Source organism: Dyella sp. AD56, from assembly GCF_002878475.1.
Classification (GTDB): Bacteria; Pseudomonadota; Gammaproteobacteria; order Xanthomonadales; family Rhodanobacteraceae; genus Dyella.
On sequence record NZ_NRDP01000004.1, the window covers coordinates 109,109 to 130,050 of the forward strand.

Annotated in this window: 18 protein-coding genes; 11 read left to right on the forward strand and 7 right to left on the reverse strand. The window is 62.9% G+C overall.

Going from position 1 to position 20,942, the window contains the following annotated elements; translation table 11 throughout:
• Positions 1-134 precede the first annotated feature (134 nt).
• From DyAD56_RS03945 to DyAD56_RS03955, 3 genes are read left to right on the forward strand one after another with little or no spacing between them, the layout of a single operon-like run.
• The gene (locus DyAD56_RS03945; protein WP_102301444.1) at positions 135-2,624 is read left to right on the forward strand and encodes a ribonucleoside-diphosphate reductase subunit alpha; all 2,490 of its coding nucleotides are present in this window, start codon (positions 135-137) and stop codon (positions 2,622-2,624) included.
• Between the two features lie 6 nt (positions 2,625-2,630).
• Entirely contained in the window at positions 2,631-2,978 is a 348-nt protein-coding gene (locus DyAD56_RS03950; protein WP_102301445.1) for a DUF4180 domain-containing protein, read from the forward strand.
• Positions 2,979-3,032: 54 nt separating this feature from the next.
• Complete coding sequence (locus DyAD56_RS03955) at positions 3,033-4,058, forward strand: ribonucleotide-diphosphate reductase subunit beta (RefSeq protein ID WP_102301446.1); 1,026 nt, start codon at positions 3,033-3,035, stop codon at positions 4,056-4,058.
• Positions 4,059-5,096: 1,038 nt separating this feature from the next.
• Here DyAD56_RS03955 and DyAD56_RS03960 read toward each other — a convergent pair.
• Positions 5,097-5,960 carry an SPFH domain-containing protein gene (locus DyAD56_RS03960; protein ID WP_102301447.1) on the reverse strand — a complete coding sequence of 288 codons (864 nt, stop codon included), beginning with the start codon at positions 5,958-5,960 and terminating at the stop codon, positions 5,097-5,099.
• A gap of 5 nt (positions 5,961-5,965) precedes the next feature.
• Positions 5,966-6,163 carry a hypothetical protein gene (locus DyAD56_RS03965; RefSeq protein ID WP_102301448.1) on the reverse strand — a complete coding sequence of 66 codons (198 nt, stop codon included), beginning with the start codon at positions 6,161-6,163 and terminating at the stop codon, positions 5,966-5,968.
• A 364-nt stretch (positions 6,164-6,527) separates the two neighbouring features.
• On the opposite strand from DyAD56_RS03965, the gene DyAD56_RS03970 reads away from it, so the two are divergent.
• The 5 genes from DyAD56_RS03970 to DyAD56_RS23820 all read left to right on the forward strand — a co-directional run bounded on the left by DyAD56_RS03970 (position 6,528) and on the right by DyAD56_RS23820 (position 11,843).
• On the forward strand, positions 6,528-6,914 hold the full coding sequence (locus DyAD56_RS03970) for a BlaI/MecI/CopY family transcriptional regulator (protein ID WP_102301449.1): 387 nt from the start codon (positions 6,528-6,530) through the stop codon (positions 6,912-6,914).
• 1 nt (position 6,915) lies between these two features.
• Positions 6,916-8,937: a M56 family metallopeptidase gene (locus DyAD56_RS03975; protein WP_102301450.1), complete on the forward strand. Its 2,022-nt coding sequence runs from the start codon at positions 6,916-6,918 to the stop codon at positions 8,935-8,937.
• A 132-nt stretch (positions 8,938-9,069) separates the two neighbouring features.
• Complete coding sequence (locus tag DyAD56_RS03980) at positions 9,070-10,371, forward strand: ABC transporter permease (RefSeq protein ID WP_102301451.1); 1,302 nt, start codon at positions 9,070-9,072, stop codon at positions 10,369-10,371.
• An 8-nt stretch (positions 10,372-10,379) separates the two neighbouring features.
• Positions 10,380-11,591: an FtsX-like permease family protein gene (locus DyAD56_RS03985; RefSeq protein ID WP_102301452.1), complete on the forward strand. Its 1,212-nt coding sequence runs from the start codon at positions 10,380-10,382 to the stop codon at positions 11,589-11,591.
• A gap of 105 nt (positions 11,592-11,696) precedes the next feature.
• The gene (locus tag DyAD56_RS23820; protein WP_158241250.1) at positions 11,697-11,843 is read left to right on the forward strand and encodes a hypothetical protein; all 147 of its coding nucleotides are present in this window, start codon (positions 11,697-11,699) and stop codon (positions 11,841-11,843) included.
• A 614-nt stretch (positions 11,844-12,457) separates the two neighbouring features.
• Here the strand turns inward: DyAD56_RS23820 and DyAD56_RS03990 are convergent.
• From DyAD56_RS03990 to DyAD56_RS04000, 3 genes are all read right to left on the reverse strand, one after another.
• Positions 12,458-14,794 carry a S9 family peptidase gene (locus DyAD56_RS03990; protein WP_102301453.1) on the reverse strand — a complete coding sequence of 779 codons (2,337 nt, stop codon included), beginning with the start codon at positions 14,792-14,794 and terminating at the stop codon, positions 12,458-12,460.
• A gap of 552 nt (positions 14,795-15,346) precedes the next feature.
• The gene (gene mdtI / locus DyAD56_RS03995) at positions 15,347-15,679 is read right to left on the reverse strand and encodes a multidrug/spermidine efflux SMR transporter subunit MdtI (protein WP_102301454.1); all 333 of its coding nucleotides are present in this window, start codon (positions 15,677-15,679) and stop codon (positions 15,347-15,349) included.
• Positions 15,669-16,022, reverse strand: coding sequence for an SMR family transporter (locus DyAD56_RS04000; RefSeq protein WP_102301455.1), 354 nt, complete (start codon positions 16,020-16,022; stop codon positions 15,669-15,671). The genes mdtI and DyAD56_RS04000 overlap by 11 nt, the downstream gene beginning before the upstream one ends.
• A 61-nt stretch (positions 16,023-16,083) precedes the next feature.
• On the opposite strand from DyAD56_RS04000, the gene DyAD56_RS04005 reads away from it, so the two are divergent.
• Both DyAD56_RS04005 and DyAD56_RS04010 read left to right on the forward strand, forming a co-directional pair.
• Positions 16,084-16,494, forward strand: a complete 411-nt coding sequence (locus DyAD56_RS04005) for an acyl-CoA thioesterase (RefSeq protein ID WP_102301543.1) — start codon at positions 16,084-16,086, stop codon at positions 16,492-16,494.
• 28 nt (positions 16,495-16,522) lie between these two features.
• Positions 16,523-17,275 carry a glutathione S-transferase family protein gene (locus DyAD56_RS04010; protein WP_102301456.1) on the forward strand — a complete coding sequence of 251 codons (753 nt, stop codon included), beginning with the start codon at positions 16,523-16,525 and terminating at the stop codon, positions 17,273-17,275.
• Between the two features lie 35 nt (positions 17,276-17,310).
• Here the strand turns inward: DyAD56_RS04010 and DyAD56_RS04015 are convergent, their stop codons facing one another.
• Complete coding sequence (locus DyAD56_RS04015; protein ID WP_102301457.1) at positions 17,311-17,679, reverse strand: hypothetical protein; 369 nt, start codon at positions 17,677-17,679, stop codon at positions 17,311-17,313.
• 225 nt (positions 17,680-17,904) lie between these two features.
• Between DyAD56_RS04015 and DyAD56_RS04020 the strand changes: the two genes are divergently transcribed.
• Positions 17,905-19,947 (forward strand): amidohydrolase family protein, encoded by a 2,043-nt coding sequence (locus DyAD56_RS04020; RefSeq protein WP_102301458.1) that lies wholly within the window; start codon positions 17,905-17,907, stop codon positions 19,945-19,947.
• Between the two features lie 8 nt (positions 19,948-19,955).
• Here the strand turns inward: DyAD56_RS04020 and DyAD56_RS04025 are convergent, their stop codons facing one another.
• On the reverse strand, positions 19,956-20,855 hold the full coding sequence (locus DyAD56_RS04025) for a LysR family transcriptional regulator (RefSeq protein WP_102301459.1): 900 nt from the start codon (positions 20,853-20,855) through the stop codon (positions 19,956-19,958).
• Positions 20,856-20,942: the final 87 nt, after the last annotated feature.

Genomic DNA, 20,942 nt, shown 5'->3' on the forward strand with positions numbered 1-20,942 from the left:
GCTTCCGCGGGGAAGTGCGTCGATGCGCGGGGCGCCTGCCCTGCCGCTCGACCGTCCGCGAGACTTCACCTTCATTTACTCAGCCCTGCGCGCGCGAGCAGGCAGTTGATGACCAAGCTTGGAGCGAAGTCGCCATGCAACCTATTGATACCACTGGCCGCGAGCGTGAAGACGAGCGCGCCGACACCTCTGCTTTCTCTGCCGACACCGCCGTGGCCGAAGCGCCGCGCACGGATACCCCCTTTGCCCTGACCCCACCCCACAACCCCGGCCAGATGCGCGTGACCAAGCGCAACGGCCGCCAGGAAGTGGTGGACGTGAACAAGATCGTCCGCGCCGTTACCCGTAGCGCGGAAGGTCTGCATGCGGTCGACCCGATGCGCGTGGCGCTCAAGACCATCGGCGGCCTGTACGACGGCGCCACCACGCTGGAACTGGATCAGCTGTCCATCCGCACCTCGGCCGCCCTCACCGCCGAGGAACCCGAGTACGGCCAGCTCGCCGCGCGCCTGCTGGGCGCGTTTGTCGACAAGGAAGTGAGCGGCCAGGAAATCCAGAGCTTCTCGCAGTCCATCGCGCGCGGCTCGGAACTGGGCATCCTCAACGAACGCCTGCGCGACTTCGTTTCCGCCAATTCGCGCAAGCTCAACGACGCGATCGATCCGCTCGCCACGCGCCGCTTCGAGTACTTCGGCCTGCGCACCGTCTATGACCGCTACCTGCTGCGCCATCCGCAGCTGCGCAAGGTCATCGAGACGCCCCAGCATTTCTTCATGCGCATTGCCTGCGCGCTCGGCGGCAACGAGATCGGCGAAACGCTGGAGCTGTACCGCCTGCTGTCCTCGCTGGAGTACATCGCCAGCTCGCCGACTCTGTTCAACGCGGGTACCGCGCACGAACAGCTCAGCTCGTGCTTCCTGCTCGACTCGCCGGCCGACTCGCTGGAGTCGATCTACGAGAAGTACGGCGACGTGGCCAAGCTCAGCAAGTTCGCTGGCGGCATCGGCCTGGCGTACTCGCGCGTGCGTTCGCGCGGCTCGCTGATCAAGGGCACCAACGGCCACTCCAACGGCCTGGTGCCGTGGCTGAAGACGCTGGACGCCTCCGTGGCGGCGGTGAACCAGGGCGGCAAGCGCAAGGGCGCTGCCTGCGTGTACCTGGAGCCGTGGCACGGCGATATCGAAGAGTTCCTCGAGCTGCGCGACAACACGGGCGACGATGCCCGCCGCACGCACAACCTCAACCTGGCCAACTGGATCCCAGACGAGTTCATGCGCCGCGTGGAGACCGACGGCGAGTGGTCGCTGTTCGATCCCAAGGTCGTGCCGCACTTTGTCGACAGCTGGGGCGAGACGTTCGAGAAGGCCTACCGTGAAGCGGAGGCCGCAGGCCTCGCCACCAAGAAGGTCAAGGCGCGCGAGCTGTACGCCCGCATGCTGCGCACGCTGGCGCAGACCGGTAACGGTTGGATGACCTTCAAGGACCGCAGCAACGCCACCAGCAACCAGACGGCGAAGCCGGAAAACGTCATCCACCTGTCGAACCTGTGCACTGAAATCCTGGAAGTCACTAATGCCGATGAAACGGCAGTGTGCAACCTGGGCTCGGTGAATCTGTCGCGCCACGTAGTGGACGGCCAGTTCGATTTCGACAAGCTCGCCGCCACGGTGCGTACCGCCGTGCGCCAGCTTGATCGCGTCATCGATCTCAACTTCTACCCGATCGACACCGCCAAGGTCGCCAACAACAAGTGGCGTCCGGTGGGCCTGGGCGTGATGGGCATGCAGGATGTGTTCTTCAAACTGCGCCTGCCGTTCGATTCGGCTGAAGCGTTGATGCTTTCTACGCGCATCGCCGAAGAGATCTATTACAACGCGCTGTGGCAGTCGAACGAGCTGGCCGCGGAGAACGGTGCACACCCGGGCTTTGCCGAAAGCCGCGCGGCCAACGGTGAGCTGCAGTTCGATTATTGGTCGAATGCCACGCCCACCGACAAGGCACGCTGGGACGAACTGCGTGAGTCGATCAAGGACAAGGGCCTGCGCAACTCGCTACTGATTGCCATCGCACCGACGGCGACCATCGCGTCGATTGCCGGTTGCTACGAATGCATCGAGCCGCAGGTGAGCAACCTGTTCAAGCGCGAAACGCTGTCGGGCGACTTCCTCGTAGTGAACCGCTACCTGGTGGAAGAGCTGAAGACGCTGGGCCTGTGGACCGCCGACGTGCGCGATGCCATCAAGCTGGCCGAAGGTTCCATCCAGGGCATCAGTGCGATTCCGGAGCGCCTGCGCACCATCTACCGCACCGTGTGGGAACTGCCGCAGAAGGCACTGATCGATCTGGGCGCCGCGCGCGGTGCGTACATCGACCAGAGCCAGTCGCTGAACCTGTTCATGGAAAACCCGAACATCGGGCAGCTCAGCTCCATGTACATGTACGCGTGGAAGTCAGGCATCAAGACCACGTACTACTTGCGTTCGCGCCCGGCCACCAAGATCGCCAAGACCACGGTCTCGGCAGCACCGGTCGCGAAGCCTGCGCCTGTTGCAGATCAGGAAGAGGCCACGGCAGCCGTGTTCTGCTCGCTGGAGAACCCGGAATACTGCGAGGCCTGCCAGTAAGGCGTCATGTCGTCCACACGCTCCATCATCTTCGCCGCGGACCGATCCCTCGTGATCGGTTCGCGGCAGGATATCTCCGACGTCCTCGCCGCGAGCTTCGGCTCCGGCGGATTGGTACTCACGGAGCAAGACGTGTCACCGGACTTCTTCCGGCTCGCCACGGGCCTGGCCGGTGAACTCTTCCAGAAGTTCACCAACTACCAGATTCCCGTGGCCCTGGTCATCCAGGATTTTTCATCGTACGGCGAACGCTTCGCGGAATTGGCTCGCGAGCACGCCCATCACACTGCGATCCGTTTCGTGCATTCCGTGGACGAAGCGACTGACTGGTTGAACGCGCGGCCGGCAAACTGACCGCTCCCCGTACCAGATCGCACCATCACCTATAACAATTAATCGGGAAATCCCATGTCCGCCCAACCCGAACGTGCCCAGCACATCCTTGATCCCGGCTTTGAACTCACCCTGCGCCCCATGCGCTATCCCGAGTTCTACGAGATGTACCGCAACGCGATCAAGAACACCTGGACGGTCGAGGAAGTGGATTTCTCGCTGGACACGACAGACCTCAAGTCCAAGATGTCCGACGCGGACCGCCACCTGATCCATCGTCTCGTGGCCTTCTTTGCCACCGGCGACACCATCGTGGCGAACAACCTGGTGCTGAACCTGTATCAGCACATCAATGCGCCCGAAGCGCGCATGTACCTCTCGCGCCAGCTGTACGAAGAAGCGCTGCACGTGCAGTTCTACCTCACCTTGCTGGACACCTATATTCCCGATCCGACCGAGCGCAACAAGGCGTTCGACGCGATCCAGAACATCCCGTCGATCCGTCAGAAGGGCGAGTTCTGCTTCAAGTGGATCGATTCCATCCAAGGCCTGCAGAAGCTGGAAACGCGCGAGCACCGCCGCCAATTCCTGCTGAACCTAATCTGCTTCGCCGCGTGCATCGAAGGCCTGTTCTTCTTCGCTGCGTTCGCCTACGTGTACTTCCTGCGCTCGCGCGGCCTGCTGCACGGTTTGGCCTCGGGCACCAACTGGGTGTTCCGCGACGAGAGCTGCCACATGGCGTTCGCGTTCGACGTGGTGCGCACGGTGCGCGCCGAAGAGCCGGATCTGTTCGACGAGCAGATGCGCACGCAGATTGAAGAGATGCTGGAAGACGCTATCGCCTGCGAAACCCAGTTCGCCGAGGATGTGCTTTCTGGTGGTGTGGCTGGTCTGTCGGTGAAGGACATGCGCCAGTACTTGGAGTACTGCGCGGACCAGCGCTTGGTCCAGCTTGATCTGCCGAAGAAGTACGGTGCGAAGAACCCGTTCGACTTCATGGATCTGCAGGATGTGCAGGAAGTGACGAACTTCTTCGAGCGTCGGGTTTCGGCTTATCAGGTGGGTGTGCAGGGTGATGTGGCGTTTGATATGTCGTTCTGATGTGACGCTGTTGTCGCTGTAGTTGGTGTGTTGTCGCGATCTGGCTCGCCTGCGGCGGGCTTTCGGCCTCCTACCGGAGGCCGAGTCACTTTTCTTTGCTTGCCCAAAGAAAAGTAACCCAAAGAAAGGGCACCCCGGATGAGGCGCCTTCCGGGCTTCGCCCTCCAGGTACGCGGTCGGGTTCCGGGCTTTTCGACGGGGCTCCTGCCCCGACGAAAAGGAATCGGCATCCCTGCCGATTCCCCTGCGGGCCTTTTCTCCACCCGCCCGCCGCCTCATACGGGGCCCTGGAAGATCAAAAGCCGCAAGCAGACGGCTCGTGCAGCTGCGCTGCACATCGCATCACGACAGGTCGTGTTACTCCTGCCCTGGAGCAGAGAGCCGGTACACAAAGCCAGGGCAATGGACGGAGACGATGCCGTTATGTGGTGAGTTCTCCACACCGGTCGGGAAGCCTAGCGTCCACTTCCCTAGCCTCTGCGATCGGGATGCATAGCGACACCTGCTTTAAGCCCTCTTGGCGACGGCGCGTTGCGAAGCGCTTCGGTGTACCCGCTGTGTAGAGGCGGAGGTTGCCCAACCTCACGATTCCTCAGCCGTTCGGGCTTATCCCCACGCAATGCAGAGCTCCTCAGTGCACCGGTGCGTTGCGGTGTAGCCGTATCGTCCAATAAGGAGAACGCCCGGTACCGAGTACCTCAAGCCCCAAGGCTTGTATCCAACACGATGCTACCGGAGCTCTAAAGGCCATTTTCTTTGGGTTACTTTTCTTTTGGGCCAGCAAAAGAAAAGTGACTCGGCCTTCGGCAGAAGGTCGAAACGCCCGCTGCGTAAGCGGCCAGGTCGCGATAAGGCATGAGGCGATAACCGTACCTACGGCTACTGGATGACCAGCCATTCGGCTGTTGAAAGGCGCCTCCTGCCTACGCAGGGATGACGGCATCAATGAAACGCTAAGGCGAGCACCCGACCTTTACCCCCTTTTCGGGGCTCACCCCAACCCTCTCCCCCAAAGGGGAGAGGGGGAAAGAGCCACCATCACTTAGCCGCCGACACACTCCCAAGATTCACAAAGGGCACCGCACTACTTCCCGTATACGTCGGCAAATGCCCATCCCATTTCTCAATCGCCGACATCTGCACGATATTCGGGTTCGACCGCAACGCCTCACCCTTCAGCTCAATGGCTTTCGCCTCCGCCTCCGCAATGGTGATCTGAGCCTGGGCACGGCCCTGCGCTTCAGCCTCCACCTTTTCCGCTTCAGCCCTCGCCTGCGCCACTTCGTTCTGGCGTTGCTCCGCCATCTGCGTCGCCTGGATCTTGGCGTTGATCGACTGCACCACGTTCTCCGGCAGGCGTAGCTCGCCAACCCAGTAGATCTTTTCCACGTCGATGCCAACGGCGGCGACTTCGTCGCTCACGTCCTTCTGCACGGCTTCGATCAGGTTGGCTTTGCCCTTGCCATACACCGACTCGATGTCCAGGCTTGATGCTTCCTTTACCAGCGCATCACGGATCATGTTGCGCAAATAGACGTCCGTTATCTCGTCGATACCCTTGCGGTACTTCTGGAAGATCAGCGTTACCTTCGACGGATCGATGTGATACGTGATGCCCACGTCCGCATTCACCGTCAGGCCTTGCGACGTCTGGAAACTGATCGACTCGTCGGTGGGTCGGCCTTCGGTCGGCGAACGGGTGAAGGTGTACGTCTGGGTGAAGGTGGGGAAGGTGTACATCTCGTAACCCCAGCCTACCCAGTAACGGCCAGGCGGCAGCTCCTGCAGCGAACCCTTCCCATCGCCGTACATCTGAAACTTCACACCGACGTTGCCCGCCGGCACCTTGGAGCAGGAGGCCAGCAACAGGGCGGAGAGCGACAACATCAACAGGCGTTTCATGGTGATCATTCCTTGTGAGTGAAACCGCGGCGCAGCAGCAGGTAGCCCCACGCCAACAGCAAGGCCAACACGACCAGGCCCACGACCACGGCCAACGTGCTGGCAGCCGAGATCAGTTCCGGTCCGATGAGACCGACGTACAGCAGCAGGCAGAACACGAACGGCCATAGCCGTCGCGCCAGCCAATCGACAAGCGTCTTCATGGATTTCCCCGTGTGTGATGAATCGTTCGGCGAGCGCCGTCCGGATGCGTGTTCGCGACCGACCGCCAACGGCGCGTTGAGCGTGCCGCCATCGATCGATGCGCGAAGGAAAAGGAGAGGTTGCTAACCCGTCAAAAGAAATCGTCGACGAATGTGGCGGAACAGGTCAGCGGTATGTGGCGAGGTGGCCGTCATATCAGCGCACTCCAGGCGCGCTATCGGATGAGGACGGCGCGCACTCTACGCCGATTATTGTGCATTGCAACAAGTCAGCACTGACGCAAATCCCTCCCGATCGGCCTATTGACTACAGCTGTAGTCAAGGCGTAGCGTGACTACAGCTGTAGTCATCAGGATCATGGACATGGGCAAGCCTTCCATCGGTGATCAGGAGCTCTCGCTCCTGCAGTACATCGCCGAACACAACGACGCATCGGTCGGCGAGGTGGCGGCCGGCTTTGGCGAGCCACGCGGCCTCGCGCGCTCCACCGTGCTGACCATGATGGAACGCTTGCGTAGCAAGTCGTACCTGCGTCGCAAGCAGGTGCAGGGTATGTACCGTTACAGCCCGGCTACCGGTCCCGGTGAAGTCATGCGCAGTGCCGTCGGCCAATTCGTGGAGAAGACGCTCAGCGGTTCGGTGTCGCCATTCGTTGCGTGGATGTCCGAACGCGCCGAGGTGAGCGACCGTGAACTCGCCGAACTGGAAGCACTGGTGCACCAGCTGCAAACACGACGCAAGGACACCTGACATGATCGCCTTCGCTCCCCTCGCCCAGGAAGTGGTTGCACGACTTGCGTGGACATCCCTGCAGGCTAGCTTGCTGGTCGGCATCGTATGGCTGATCAATCGCTGGCTTCCGCGTCTTTCATCCTCCACGCGTTCGCTGCTGTGGTGGCTGCTCAGCGTGCAGTTGCTGCTCGGCCTGCTGCTGCCGACGCCGGTGGCGCTGCCGTTGCTCTCGCCCCAGCACATCGCAACTACAACAACGACGACGACGACCACCACGCGAACGGACGGCCATACGACTCTGGTCATGACGACAACCACGGCACCAACCGAGCACCGCATCGCCAGCCTTGGTCAAAGCGGCACGCTTCCGACGGGAGCCCTCGCCTACGCCGCCGAGTCCACCGACGAATCTGCGGCTACTCCGACGCATACGGTGTGGTCTCGAGCGCTGCCGATCGTGCTCGCGCTGTGGTTGGCCGGCGTGCTCGTGCAATTGATCGCCACCTTCCGCCACTGGCGAGAAGCGCGCGCAGTCGTGCGCGCATCGCGCCCGCTTGAGGATCCCGCGCTGCAGGCACTATGCGCAGAACAAGCACGCACCATGGGATTGAGGCGCTGCCCATCCCTACGCGTATCCCATGCCATCCGCTCGCCCCAGGTCAGCGGACTGTGGCGCCCGGTGGTGCTGCTGCCAGCGAACCAGAACCTGTCGACGGATGAATCCGCCCTGGCGCTGGCTCACGAACTGACTCACCTGCGTCGCGGCGATCTGTGGATGGGCTGGGCCCCTGGCATCGCGCAACGGCTGTTCTTCTTTCATCCCATGGTGTCCTGGGCGATGCGCGAGTACGCACTCAACCGAGAGGCAGCATGCGACGCACAAGTCGTGCACCAGCACGATGCCGCCCCACACGACTACGGTCGCCTGCTGCTGCGTCTTGGCGTAGCGCACCCCCTGCACGCTGGCCTGGCCGGTGCCTCGCCGACGTTCCATAACCTGAAAAGGCGCCTGACCCTGCTGCAGCTCAGCGACCAGGACACCACCTCTCGCCTGCGCAGCGGCCTGATCGTGGTGCTGGTGGCCGCCATGGGTGTGTTGCCCTACCGCGTGACAGAAGCGAAGGCCGATGCACCCTCGCCCGCCGCAACCTCTAACGCCTGGACCGCGCCGGCGACACCTGCTACGCCCGCAACACCGGTGACACCCGCCACGCCGCCAACACCTGCGACACCGCTGACGCCCGCGACACCGCCCACGCCGGCTACGCCCCTGACACCACCGACACCAGCCACGCCCCCCACTCCGCCGACACCGGTGACCGAGACTTGGCGACAGCCCCCTCCGCCGCCCGCGGTGCCGCCCGTACCCAAGGCACCGCCCGCGCCACCGGCACCACCCGTTTACGGATTCACCGCACACCACATTGATATCGAAACGCACGATGACGCTGCTTACGGGTTCGCACTGCTCGACAAGGACACGGTGGTCGTCAACGGCACCGACGCCGATCTGTCGACGGCCAAGAGCCTCCGCGGCAATAGCTCGCCGTTGGTGATGTTCCGCCGCGGTGGCAATACGTACCTCATCCGCGACAAAGCCTATGTCGACCGCGCGAAAGGTGCCTATGAAACCGTCACCGAACTGGCCCGTGAACAAGGACGGCTGAGCGGCGAGCAAGGCCGGCTCAGCGGCCAGATGGCCGGCATCGGCGCACGCGACAGCTCGCTGGCCGTACGCCTGAGCAGCATCGCGCAGCGCGAGAGTGACATGCTCGCGCGCCAAGCGCTCCATCCTTCCAGCGATCGAGGTGATTCGGAACGTGCCGGTTTTGCTAAAGAACGTGCCGAGCTCGAGCACGAGCAGGCTGGACTGGAAAAGGAGCAGCAACAGCTCGAGCAACAGCAACAGGCGCTGAGCGAACGTCAGCGTGAATTGAGCCGTCGCCAGCAAGACGTGTCGACCAAGGCCACGGAAAAGATGATCGACGTGCTGGACGACGCACTGGCCAAGGGTGCCGCACAGCCCATAGGCAACCGCTAAACAAACCGCGACGGCGCGCGCAGCGGCGCCGTCGGACAGACATCCCTTCGCGACACGACATGCCCCGGCTCACGCCGGGGTGACGGAGGCGGCTTGCCTGCATCCGTCCGACACCACGGAAAAGGATACGACATGCTCGGCTACTACGCAGCCACCGCCATCGGCAGTCTTCGCCGCAGCAAGGCGCTGGCGATACTGATGATCCTGGTGATCGGGCTCGGCATCGGCGCCAGCATGACCATGATCACCATCTTCCACGTGCTTTCCGGCGATCCGCTGCCGGGCCGCAGCGGACAGCTCTATGCACCGGTGATCGACCCTCGCCCGCTGGCGCGCGACCGCACCGAATCGCCTGAGCCCGATGGCAATTTCACCTGGCCCGATGCGATGAACCTGCTGCGTGCGAACCGCGCCGACCGACAGGCCGCCATGGCCGGCGGCGCCGTACCCGTGCGGCCGACGCAAAGCGGCGAGCTACCGTTCTATGAAACCGGCCGCTATGTCACCACTGATTTCTTCGCGATGTTCCAGGTGCCGTTCACGGCTGGCAGCGGTTGGAGCAAAGAGGACGACGAGGCACGGGCACGCGTCGTCGTACTCAGCAGCGAGCTCAACCACAAACTGTTCGGCAATACCTCCGGCATCGGCCGCACGGTACGCCTGAAGAACACCGACTTCCGCGTGATCGGTGTGGTGGATCATTGGAACCCACAGCCGCAGTTCTATGCGCAGATCAACGGCCGCGTCTTCGGCAAGGCGGACCAGTTCTTCCTGCCGCTGCAAACCGCGCAAGCGCTGGAGCTGGATTTCAACGGCCGCTTCTCCTGCTGGGACAGCGGCGGCGATGCGCGCACTAGCGATCACTGTGTGTGGCTACAGTTCTGGGCGCAGTTGGACAGCGCCAGCAAGGCCCAGGCCTACCGCGACTTCCTGCGCAGTTACTGGCGCGATCAGCAGGCACACGGGCGCATGCCGCGCCCTGCGAACGCGCAGCTCTATGGCCTGATGGATTGGCTGGCGCACGAGCACGCCATTCCTGACGACCTGCGCCTGCAGTTGTCGCTGTCGCTGGGCTTTCTCGCCGTGTGCATGCTCAATGTCGTGGGCCTGCTGCTAGCGACCTTCCTGCGACGTAGCGGCGAGATCAGCGTGCGACGCGCGCTGGGCGCACGTCGATGGGACATCTTCCTGCAACTGGGTGTGGAGTCATGCGTCATTGGCATGGCGGGCGGGTTGCTGGGCCTGGGCATCGCATGCCTCGGCCTGTGGAGCGTGCGCCAGCGTCCTGACGGTTACGCACAACTCGCGCAGATGGACGTGCGCATGTTGCTCGCGACGTTCCTGCTGGCGTTGGTGGCCAGCGTGATCGCCGGCCTGTTACCCGCGTGGCGCGCCTGCCGCATTCCACCCGCTCTCCAACTGAAGACGCAATGAGGCCCGCCATGTCGCACTCCCCGCTGATCGCCAGCCTGACGCGTCACAAACTCACCGTGGGCCTGCTCGTGATGCAAGTCGCACTGACCTGCGCCATCGTCTGCAACGTGGCATCCATCATCGGCCATCGCCTGACCCAGATGCGCGCGCCCAGCGGCATCGCGGAAAACGAACTCACGCTGATCGAAAGCACCAGCGTCGACGAATCAGCCAATCAGTTAGCCAGACACGACACCGATCTGGCAGCACTACGTGGGATTCCGGGTGTCCAGTCCGCCTCTGCAGTGGACTCCCTGCCACTGAGCGGCAACAACTGGAGCAACGGCATCTCCTTCGAGCCGAACGGCCCCTCCATGACCTCGGCCACCGCCTATAGCGGCACGCCGGAAGAACTGCGCACCTTAGGTTTGCGCCTGGTCGCCGGCCGCCAGTTCCTGCCGGAGGAATACATATCACTCGACGCCGCCCACGACTGGTCGGGCATCAACCACGTGCCATCCACCATCGTCTCGCGCGCACTCGCCGAAAAACTATTTCCCGGAAAGAATCCACTGGGCAAGGTGATCTACCCCAGTGACGGCCCCGTCCGCATTGTCGGCGTGGTGGAGCAGATGCTGCGACCCACCATCGACGAATCGGAAAGCAGCGGATACGTCACGCTATTCCCCATGTTGCCCGACACGGCCAGCATCACTTATGTGATGCGCAGTGCGCCGCAAGATCGCGAACGCATACTTCAGCAAGCCATGCGCGTACTCACCTCGCTCGACAGCAATCGCGTACTGCGCAATCCAAAGACCTTCACCAGCCTTCGCGACGACTACTTCCGCCGTGATCGCACCATGATCACCCTCTTGTTGTCCGCCTCGTTCGCCTTGCTGCTGGTCACCGCCGCAGGCATCGCCGGCCTCGCCAGCTTCTGGGTACAACAGCGACGCCGATCCATCGGCATCCGCCGCGCCGTAGGGGCGACGCGACAGGACATCCTGCGTTACTTCCAGACCGAAAATTTCGTGATCGTAGGCGCCGGTGTGCTGCTTGGCGTGGTGCTGGCATACGGGCTCAACATGTTGTTGATGGAACGGTATGCGCTCGAGCGACTGCCTTGGTTCTATGTGCCGGCGGGGGCGTTGGTGTTGTGTTTGATCGGGCAGGCGGCGGTGTTGGGGCCAGCGTTGCGGGCGAGTACGGTGCCGCCGGTGGTGGCGACGAGAGGATAGTTCGGGGTTTGTTTTTTTGCGCGCATCGGAGGCGCGGTGCGATGGGTTGAACCTCGCGATTGCGCTCCCTCGCCCCTTTGGGGAGAGGGTTGGGGTGAGTGGTGGGTGCTCGCCTCGACGTTTCGTCTTTGCCGTCATTCCGGCGTCGACCTTGATCTAGTTTCGTCGATGGTCGGCTACCGCTTCGTGCGTTGCGGCGATCTGGCCGCTGTGGAGAACTCGCCGCATTACGGCAAGACCCTTCTGCCCTAACTTTGTGTGCTGACTTTGTGCACGAAGGCAGGAGCAACGCGACCTGCAGCGATGCGATGTGCAGCGCCGCTGCACGAGCCTTCAGCTCGGCGCCTTTGACCGTCGGGCCCCCTGTGCGGCGGTGAGGGGTGGACGAGAAGGCCTGCAGGGGGATCGGCAAGGATGCCGATCCCTTTTCGCCAGGGCAGGATGCCCTGTCGAAAAGCCCGGCCGCCCCTCACGAACTGGCCGGCTTCACCGGCCAGCGCTAAGTGGGGGTGCCCTTTCTTTGGGTTACTTTTCTTTACTCCGGGCATCCTGCCCTTCGCCCTTCGGGCCGGCTTCGCCGTTCGCACGCGCTCCTGCGCGTGCGTGGGCACACAAAGAAAAGTGACTCGGCCTCCGGCAGGAGGGCGAAACGCCCGCCGCGCAGGCGGCCAGATCACGGTAACGCGACAACCAAGCGATACCGCTACTGGACCCCGGCCTCCGCCGGGGTGACGGCTAAAGATGAAACGGTGAGGCTAGATTGACCCCTCACCCCAACCCTCTCCCCGGAGGGGAGAGGGAGCAAAGCGCAAAGCCTCCACTCACCATACGTCTCTACAAAACCACAAAAGACAAACCCAACCCCATTAATCCTTCGGCGGCTTCATCTCATACTCCCTCGGCGGCACATCCCCCGCCAAGTTACGCACAAAGTAATCCCACCGCTTCCGCATCATGTAATTGCTAGCCGAACCATACCCATGATGCGCATTCGGAATCAGCAGCAGATCAAAATCCTTGTTCGCCTTGATCAGCGCATCCACCACCAGCAGCGTTTCGTACGGCGGTACGTTGTCGTCCATGGTGCCGTGGGCGAGCAGCAGATGGCCCTTGAGGCCGGCGACGTGGTTCTGGTTGGCTTGGTCGTCGTAGTTGCTCTTGCCATCCTTGCCTTCCACCAGCAATCCCTGCCACTTCTCCGCCCAGTCGTCTTCGTAATTGCGGTTGTCGTGGTTGCCGCTTTCGGCGATGCCCACCTTGAATAGATCCGCGTACCGGAACATCGCCGTCACCGTGGCGTTGCCGCCGCCGGAGTGACCCCACATGCCTACGCGATCCATGTCGATCCATGCGTAACGCTTGCCTAGTTCCTTCAGGCCTGCGACTTGGTCGGGCATGGTGTTGTCGCCGATGTTGCCGAAGTACGCATCGTGGAAAGCCTTAGAGCGCCAGGGCGTGCCCATGCCGTCGATCGCGACCACGATAAAGCCCAGCTCCGCCAGCGCCTGATGATCAGTGCGCGCGGGGTTGAAGCTGCGCGAGCCTACCGAGCCGGTCTGCGGGCCGGGATACACATAGTCGACGATCGGGTATTTCTTCGACGGATCGAAATGCGTGGGCTTGAACATCAGGCCGTACAACTCGGTCTTGCCGTCGCGCGCCTTTACCGTGAACGGCTCGGGAGCTTTCCAGCCAGTCGCCAGCAAGCGCGAAATATCGGCCTTCGCGATGGTGTTCACCACATGGCCGTCCTGTGCACTGCGCAACACGGTGACAGAAGGTGTGGTCGGCGTGGAGTAGGCGTCCGCGAATAGACGTCCATCCGGTGACAGTGTGATGCTGTGGTCAGCCGGTTCCGGAGCGAGCAGCGTAGGCGTGCCGCCATCCAGGCTCACCTTGTAGAACTGCTGGTAGTACGGATCAACGCCTTTCTCGCGGCCGACGCCGCGGAACCATAGCGTGCGCGTGGCCGCATCGACCTTCAGCACTTCGGTGACGTTGCCTTCGCCGGAAGTAATGGCGTGCTTGAGCTTGCCGCTGTCCAGGTCGTACAGGTAGAGGTTGCCCCAGTTATTGCGTTCGCTGAACCACACCACTTCGTGGCTGGCCGGCAAGTATTGCCAGTTAACTTTGCCGTTGCCGCTCTCGTAGTACGTGGGCACGCTTTCGTCGAATGCCGTGCGCACATCACCGGTGTGGATGTCCGCCACGCGGAACCATGCCTGTTTGTGGTCGCGTGATGACGACACAAAAGCGAGCGAACCGCCGTCCGGCGCCCACTGCACATCGTCCCAACCGCCATCGCGCCCGCAGCTAACGTCGTCACACAGGGTGGAGCGATGCTGATCGGGCTCCATCTTCAGGCGCAGCACCTTGCGTGCATCGACGTCGACGATCACGCGTTCGATCATCGTCACGTCCTTGTCGCCTACCAGCGGGTACTTCCACTTCTCCACCTTGGGGTGGCCAACGTTGGTGCCGACCAGCACCATGTCACCGGTCTTGCGCTGATCTTGTTGGAAGGTGGCGATGCGCTTGGAATCGGGCGACCACACCAGGATGGCATTGTTAGTGTGCTTCCAACCCGCGTTGTCGGTGGCGTAGCCGTAGTTCTCCACGCCATCGAGGGTGATCTGCGTTTCCTTGCCCGTGGCCGCATCACGCACCCACAGGTTCCAATCGCGCACGAAGGCTTCGGATCGCTTATCTGGCGAGAGCACGCCCGGCTCATGACCGACGCCTTCGACGCTTTCATCGCGGCTGGCAGTGCAAATGGTATTGCCCTTCATATCGCACAGGTAATGCTTGCCGCGCAGGTTCACATCGAGGCGGCCATCCAGCGTGGTTGTGAATCCCGTGATACCCAGCTTCGTCGCACTGACCGGCTTATCGAGCACCTTGCCCAGCGCCGCAGCAAGTCGCGCATGGTCGAACGCGGGCTCCGCCTTGCCGGTTGCAGCGTCGAAGCGCACGAAGTGGTCGCCGCTGGCATCGTGGTCGCGATACCAGAAATGCGTGTCGTCCAGCCAGGTCACGGTCTGTACCGCGTGATCGACCAGCGGCGTCACGTTGTAACCCACGTAGCGCTCGGCGTGCGCGTAATCCTCGTTGGTCAGGGTGCGGCCCTGTGCAGCCACGCCCATCGAAAGCGCGCCCAATACCAGCGCGCCAGCAAGGCGCGCGCTACGTGTGTTCAATGTCATGCTTACTCCCCAGTCGATCATGGCGTGCCGGCAGGGTTGTTGTGTGCCGGACCTTTGATCGTAGTGTTACTGATGGGTGGGGACGTATGCCATTGGTTTGGGGGGCCGCCGCTTTGCTCCCTCTACCCTTTGGGGAGAGGGTTGGGGTGAGGGGTGGGTGCTCGCCTCGCTGTTTCGTCTTTAGCCGTCGTCCAGACGTGGCTCGGTTGTCGCGATATCGCGACCTGGCTCGCCTGCGGCGGGCTTCCGTCCTCCTGCCGGAGGCCGGGTCACTTTCTCTTGCATGCCCAAGAGAAAGTAACCAAAGAGAAGGGCACCCCCACTTGGCGCTGGCCGGCGAAGCCGGCCAGTTCGTGAGGGGCGGCCGGGCTTTTCGACGGGGCTCCTGCCCCGGCGAAAAGGGATCGGCATCCGTGCCGATCCCCCTGCGGGCCTTCTCGTCCACCCCTCACCGCCGCACAGGGGGCCCGAAGGTCAAAGGCCAAAGCGGACGGCTCGTGCGACGGTGCTGCACATCGCAACGCGACGGCCCGATGAAAACCACCATCCCCCTCACGCAAACTTCAACAAACAAACCCCAAACGTAATCAACACCAACCCCACCCACCCCGACCGCCGAAGCTTCTCGCCGAACAACGTCATCCCCAACACCGTCGTCGCGATAAGCCCTACACCACCCCACACGCCATACGCCACGGAAAGCTGAATACCTCGGATCGCGTAACTCAACGCGGTAAACGCAGCCAACGCACAAGCAATAGCCGCCACCGCCGGGCGTTTGTAAGTGAACCCGTGCGATTGCTTCATCAGCACATTGGCGGCGATCTCCAGCACGATGGCAATGGCCAGATACAGCAGGTGAATCGGCTGGAAATCAGGAAGCATGGCCGCCCTCCTTCGGCGCTTCGTCCGTGCCACGCTCCAGCAGCACGATGCCCGCGATGATCAGCGCGATGGCGATCAACTTGGCCGGCTTGAGGTCTTCCGCGAACAGCCAGGCGCTGCACAGTGTGATCAGCACCAAGCCAAGGCTTTCCCATGCGCCGTAGGCCACGGCCAGGGGAATGCGCTTCACCGCCAGGGCCAGGCTGGTGTACGACAGCACCAGCATCACGTACATCACGCTGAGCCCCAGCGTCTGCGAACCATGATGTGTGCCGTATTTCATCGCCAATGTGCCGGCAACTTCGGTGACAATAGCGACGGCCATGAAGAGCCAATAGCGCATGTGGTTCTCCTCGTTCCTTGCACCACTGCCCCATCCTACCCTCGCATTCCCCGATTCCGCCATGAACCAAGCCATGTCCCCCACCACCACCCTGCCAGAAGCACGCCTGCTGGAGATGGTATTTCCCGACCACACCAATCACCTCGGCACGTTGTTCGGCGGACAGGCGCTGGCCTGGATGGATAAAGCCGCCTTCATCGTTGCCTCGCGCCATGCCCGCCGTACCGTCGTCACCGCGCGCTCGGAAGAAGTAAATTTCCGCGTGCCGGTGCGCAAGGGCCAGCTGGCCGAACTGGTCGCACGCATCGTTCGCGTGGGTCACAGCTCGATGACGGTGGAAGTGGAACTGACCGCAGAAGATCCGCTAACGGGTGATCGCCGCGTGTGCACCACGGGCCGCTTTGTGATGGTGGCGCTCGATTCCAATGGTGCGCCGGCCACGGTGCCGCCGCTGCCCGACGCAGCCGAGTAAGTCTCTCACCCACACGGAGCCTTCGCCCATGCCGTCTCACTTCACCATCATCGGCAACTACATCTCGCCTTATGTGCGCAAAGTACTGGTGTGCATGGAGCTCAAGGGGCAGGCGTACGAGATCGACCCGATCACACCTTTCGTGGGTGACGACCGCTTCAGCGCACTAAGCCCGCTGCGGCGCATCCCGGTGTTGATTGAGGGCGACATGGTGCTCAACGATTCGTCGGTGATCTGCCAGTACCTGGAAGACCGCTTCCCGACGCCGTCGCTGTATCCCGCAGATATCGCGCAACGCGCCAAGGCGCGTTGGCTGGAGGAATACTGCGACACGCACTTGGCCAACGTGCTCGTGTGGAAACTGTTCTATCAGAAGGCCGTGCTGCGCCACATCTTCCATGAGGACGCCGACGACGCGATGGTGGAGCACGCACGCAGTGTCGAGATTCCCGCAGCGCTCGACTATCTGGAAAGCCAGTTGCCGGAAGAAGGTTTCGTGTTCGGCGATCTGTCCATCGCGGACATCAGCATCGCCTCGTACTTCCGCACGGCGTCGTTCGTGCGTTATGTCATCGATGCCGCGCGCTGGCCGCGCATGGCGGCGTTGGTCGCGCGTACGCAAGCGTTGCCGGTGTTCCAGCGTCTGGCCCATTGGGAAGACACCATGTTGCGTCTACCGGTGACCGAACAGCGCGCCGCGTTGCAGGCGGCCGGAGCGCCACTCACCTCATGGACGATGGGCACACACGCGCCGCGCAAGGGCTTGGCCCGCATGGAGTGACGCCACGCGGCGGCGGCCGCGTCGGGTGCGCGTTATCAGCGGAGATGAAGCCAGTGCAGGTGTACGCCATTGGCGCGGTCTTCGGCGCGGAAGCCTTCGCGACCTTCCACCACGAGGCCCCACACGCTGCGGAGTTTTTCCCCCAGCGGTTCGTCCACGCGTACCTGTTCGCCAAGGGGAATAGCGAAGCGCGTTTCCAGCATCATGACTTGGTCGCGTTCCCATACGAGGATGGCCGGCCGCCCTGAAGAAGCGCCCCAGCCAAGATGGATTTGCACGTCCTTGGGCGTGTACGTACCGCGGTTATCCAATTTCCAGTTCTCCGATCGGCGCAGCAGAGCCTGCAGGCGCGGGTCGCCCCAATCCACGCGATTCCCTTTCTCGTGCGGCTTGTTTGCGGTCATGCGAAACACTTCCCATCTGGAGGTACGACAGCGTCGCGGCCAACGCCGCCGCAACAAGGCCATACGCCGCCCAGGGACGGCGTATGGCACGGTTATCGGCCCTGGCGTCGCAAACTTTAACGACACGGATGACGGTACAAGCCCGCCTCGATAGCCCATTTGGCACGCTGCCGGGCGCCACGCGCTGAGGCCATACTGTGCGTCGAACCCTTCGGAGGCTTTCCTATGCGCGCCCCGTTCGTCGTGTTCGCTCTTTCCCTGGCCCTGCCCTGCCTGGCCGATACCCCTGCAGCTACCGAATCGCTGGCCACGCCGCCAGCCAACGCGCAGCACTTCACCATTCTTTCCACCGCCGGCAAGCACGGCACGTCCGCACGCTGGACTACCGCCGACGGCACGCATATGGGTCGCGACAGCCTGCTGTTGCGCGGCATGGCCACGGAAGTGGATAGCAGCTCTACCACCGGCCACGACGGCATGCTCGCATCCGTGGTGATCCGCGGTCATACGCCCAACGGCGACGCAGGCGAAACCTTCGCGGTGAAGGACGGCAAGGCCAGTTGGAAAAGTCCCGTGGACGCGGGTTCCGCACCCTACGCCTCACCGGCGGAGTACATGGCCTTCGGCGGCCCGATCGATGTGACCGCCGACATGGTCGAGGCCCTGCTCGCTGCGCCCGACAAAACCCTGGCCCTGCTGCCCGGCGGCAAGGCCCACGCCGAGAAACTCGTCGCTGTCACCGTGGGCGACGGCACCGCGAAGAAACAGGTGACCGCGTATGCGGTCAGCGGGCTGAGCAACACACCGGTGCCGGTGTGGGCAGACGCGAACAACCACTTCTTCGGCTTCGTCGATGGATTGGCGTGGTTGCCCACAGGCTATGAATCGGCCTTGCCCGCGCTGGAAAAGGCCCAGACCGAGGCGCTCGCGCAGCACGCCAAGGCCATCGTGCCCCGACTGGAGAAAACGCCCGCAGGCCCCGTAGCCTTTACCAACGTGCGCGCCTTCCTCGATGGCTCGCGTTTTGCGGACGGCCAAACGGTGATCGTCGACAAGGGTGTGATCACGGCCGTAGGCGACGCTGCGTCGGTGAAGGTGCCGAAGAACGCGCAAGTCATCGACGGCAGCGGCAAGACACTCGTGCCCGGCCTGTGGGATTCGCATCAGCACGTACCCGATGACGCTGCCGGCCCGCTGCTGCTCTCGCTCGGCATCACGTCCGTGCGCGATCCAGGCAACAACAACGAGCTGACGCTTTCGCGTGCACAGCGTCGCGCGAAAGGCGAGCTGCTGGGGCCGCACGTGTATCCCTCCGTGCTGATCGACGGCAAGGGACCGAACACCGCGCAGGTCGCCACGGTGGCCACCTCGCAGGAAGAAGCCATCAAACTGGTGGACAAGGCCAAGGCCGACGGTTTTGGTGCCATCAAGATCTACGGCACGTTCAATCCGGATTGGGTAAAAGCCACCGCAGCCGAAGCGCACAAAGATGGTCTGCACGTGCACGGCCACCTGCCTGCCGGCATGCGCCCGAAGGACGCCATCGACGACGGCTACGACGAGATCACCCACATCTACTTCGTGATGATGCAGGCCATGCCGGACGATGTGGTGAAGACATCCAACGGCATGGGTCGCTTCGAAGGCCCCGGTCGTTACGCACGCAACGTGGACTTGAACAAAGAGCCGATGAAATCGCTGATCGCCACCATGGCCCAGCGGCACATCACCTCCGACCCCACCTTGGTCATTGCAGAAAGCCTCTACGTGCCGGAGAACGGTGATCTGTCACCGTCCTATGCGCCCTTCGTCGGCACCCTGCCGCCCGCCGTGGAACGCGGCTTCCGCCAGGGCGGTTTCACCGTGCCAAAGGACCTCACCCGCGCCGATTACCGCGCCAGCTTCGCCAAGCTGCAGCAACTGGTGGGCGCCATGCACAAGGCGGGTGTGCCTATCGTGGCCGGCACCGATGGCACCGGCATGGAACTGGTGCGCGAACTGGAGCTTTACGTGCAAGCGGGCTTCACCAACGAAGAAGCGCTCGCCAGCGCCACCATTGCCACCGCGCATCTGGTCGGTGCCGATCAGCGCACCGGCAGCATCAAGGTTGGCAAGGTGGCGGATCTGGTGCTGGTCGACGGCAACCCGGCCGCGAACATCGGCGACCTGCGCCATACCGACGTGGTGATGATGGACGGCAAGCTGATGGAGGCTAACGCGCTACGCAGCGAAGGCGGCATCAGCAAGCGGCCTGCGTGGGAGGAATGAGCTGACGCTCAGTGCAACGTACCCATGATCTCCGCCACCCAGTCGATGAACACGCGCAGTCGCAGCGGCAATTGCCGTTGCGACTGGTACACCACGCTGACCGGGAATGCCGGCGGTGGCATCGACGGCAGAATTTCCACCAACTTGCCGCGCTTGAGTTCGTCCCCCACGCGGTAACGCGGAAACTGCGCGATGCCGAGCCCCGCCTCGCAACTGGCGAGGTAGGCATCGGTGCCGCTCACCGTAATCAACGACGGCAGGCTCACCTCGCGCATGCGCCGGCCCACCATGAACTCCAGTGCCGACGTACGCCGCGTGGTCGGTGATGCCCAGTTCACGGCCCGATGGCCATCCTGCAGGTCCGCCAGGGTTTGCGGCGCGCCGTGGCGCTTCACGTAGTCGGCACTTGCCACCGTGGCCTGCGACAGGTTGGCCACGCGCCGCCCGACCATGGTGGAGTCCGGCAGATCACCGGCGCGCAATACGCAATCCACACCCTCCTGCACCAGATCGATAAAGCGATCGCTGGTGCCGAGATCCAGCTCGATCTGTGGATAGCGCTGGAAGAACCCAGGCAGCGCGGGAATCAGCACATTGCGCGCCAGCGAAGACGCCAGATCAATACGCAGCCGCCCCTTGGGCACCACGGCCGCCTCGCGGAAGTCCGCCTCGACCGCATCCAGGTCCGCGAGCAGGCGCACGCAATGGTTGTAATAAACCTCGCCGTCGCGGGTGGGCCGCACGCGACGGGTGGTGCGCTGGAGCAGGTGAGCGCCCACGTGCTCCTCCAGCCGTTTGATGGTGTGGGTGAGCGTGGCGCGCGGTAGGCTCAGGTCATCGGCGGCACGGGTAAAGCTGCCCAGTTCGACGATGCGGGTGAACACCCGCATGGCTTGCAGACGGTCCATGGCCAGCTCCAGCGATTGTTGATCAATTCGACAACAGATATGTCGATTATTGAGCATTTATCCGCATGGCGTCTTGGCGAAGAATGC

Bases quoted from the DNA above. Each gene is read 5' to 3' on its own strand.
- DyAD56_RS03985 (WP_102301452.1), top strand. From the start codon at position 10,380: ATGTCGCACTCCCCGCTGATCGCCAGCCTGACGCGTCACAAACTCACC.
- DyAD56_RS04000 (WP_102301455.1), bottom strand. From the start codon at position 16,022: ATGCGCTATTGGCTCTTCATGGCCGTCGCTATTGTCACCGAAGTTGCC.
- DyAD56_RS04015 (WP_102301457.1), bottom strand. From the start codon at position 17,679: ATGACCGCAAACAAGCCGCACGAGAAAGGGAATCGCGTGGATTGGGGC.
- mdtI (WP_102301454.1), bottom strand. From the start codon at position 15,679: ATGCTTCCTGATTTCCAGCCGATTCACCTGCTGTATCTGGCCATTGCC.
- DyAD56_RS03960 (WP_102301447.1), bottom strand. From the start codon at position 5,960: ATGAAACGCCTGTTGATGTTGTCGCTCTCCGCCCTGTTGCTGGCCTCC.
- DyAD56_RS03965 (WP_102301448.1), bottom strand. From the start codon at position 6,163: ATGAAGACGCTTGTCGATTGGCTGGCGCGACGGCTATGGCCGTTCGTG.
- DyAD56_RS03970 (WP_102301449.1), top strand. From the start codon at position 6,528: ATGGGCAAGCCTTCCATCGGTGATCAGGAGCTCTCGCTCCTGCAGTAC.
- DyAD56_RS03975 (WP_102301450.1), top strand. From the start codon at position 6,916: ATGATCGCCTTCGCTCCCCTCGCCCAGGAAGTGGTTGCACGACTTGCG.
- DyAD56_RS04020 (WP_102301458.1), top strand. From the start codon at position 17,905: ATGCGCGCCCCGTTCGTCGTGTTCGCTCTTTCCCTGGCCCTGCCCTGC.
- DyAD56_RS03955 (WP_102301446.1), top strand. From the start codon at position 3,033: ATGTCCGCCCAACCCGAACGTGCCCAGCACATCCTTGATCCCGGCTTT.
- DyAD56_RS03980 (WP_102301451.1), top strand. From the start codon at position 9,070: ATGCTCGGCTACTACGCAGCCACCGCCATCGGCAGTCTTCGCCGCAGC.
- DyAD56_RS04005 (WP_102301543.1), top strand. From the start codon at position 16,084: ATGAACCAAGCCATGTCCCCCACCACCACCCTGCCAGAAGCACGCCTG.
- DyAD56_RS03990 (WP_102301453.1), bottom strand. From the start codon at position 14,794: ATGACATTGAACACACGTAGCGCGCGCCTTGCTGGCGCGCTGGTATTG.
- DyAD56_RS04010 (WP_102301456.1), top strand. From the start codon at position 16,523: ATGCCGTCTCACTTCACCATCATCGGCAACTACATCTCGCCTTATGTG.
- DyAD56_RS04025 (WP_102301459.1), bottom strand. From the start codon at position 20,855: ATGGACCGTCTGCAAGCCATGCGGGTGTTCACCCGCATCGTCGAACTG.
- DyAD56_RS03950 (WP_102301445.1), top strand. From the start codon at position 2,631: ATGTCGTCCACACGCTCCATCATCTTCGCCGCGGACCGATCCCTCGTG.
- DyAD56_RS03945 (WP_102301444.1), top strand. From the start codon at position 135: ATGCAACCTATTGATACCACTGGCCGCGAGCGTGAAGACGAGCGCGCC.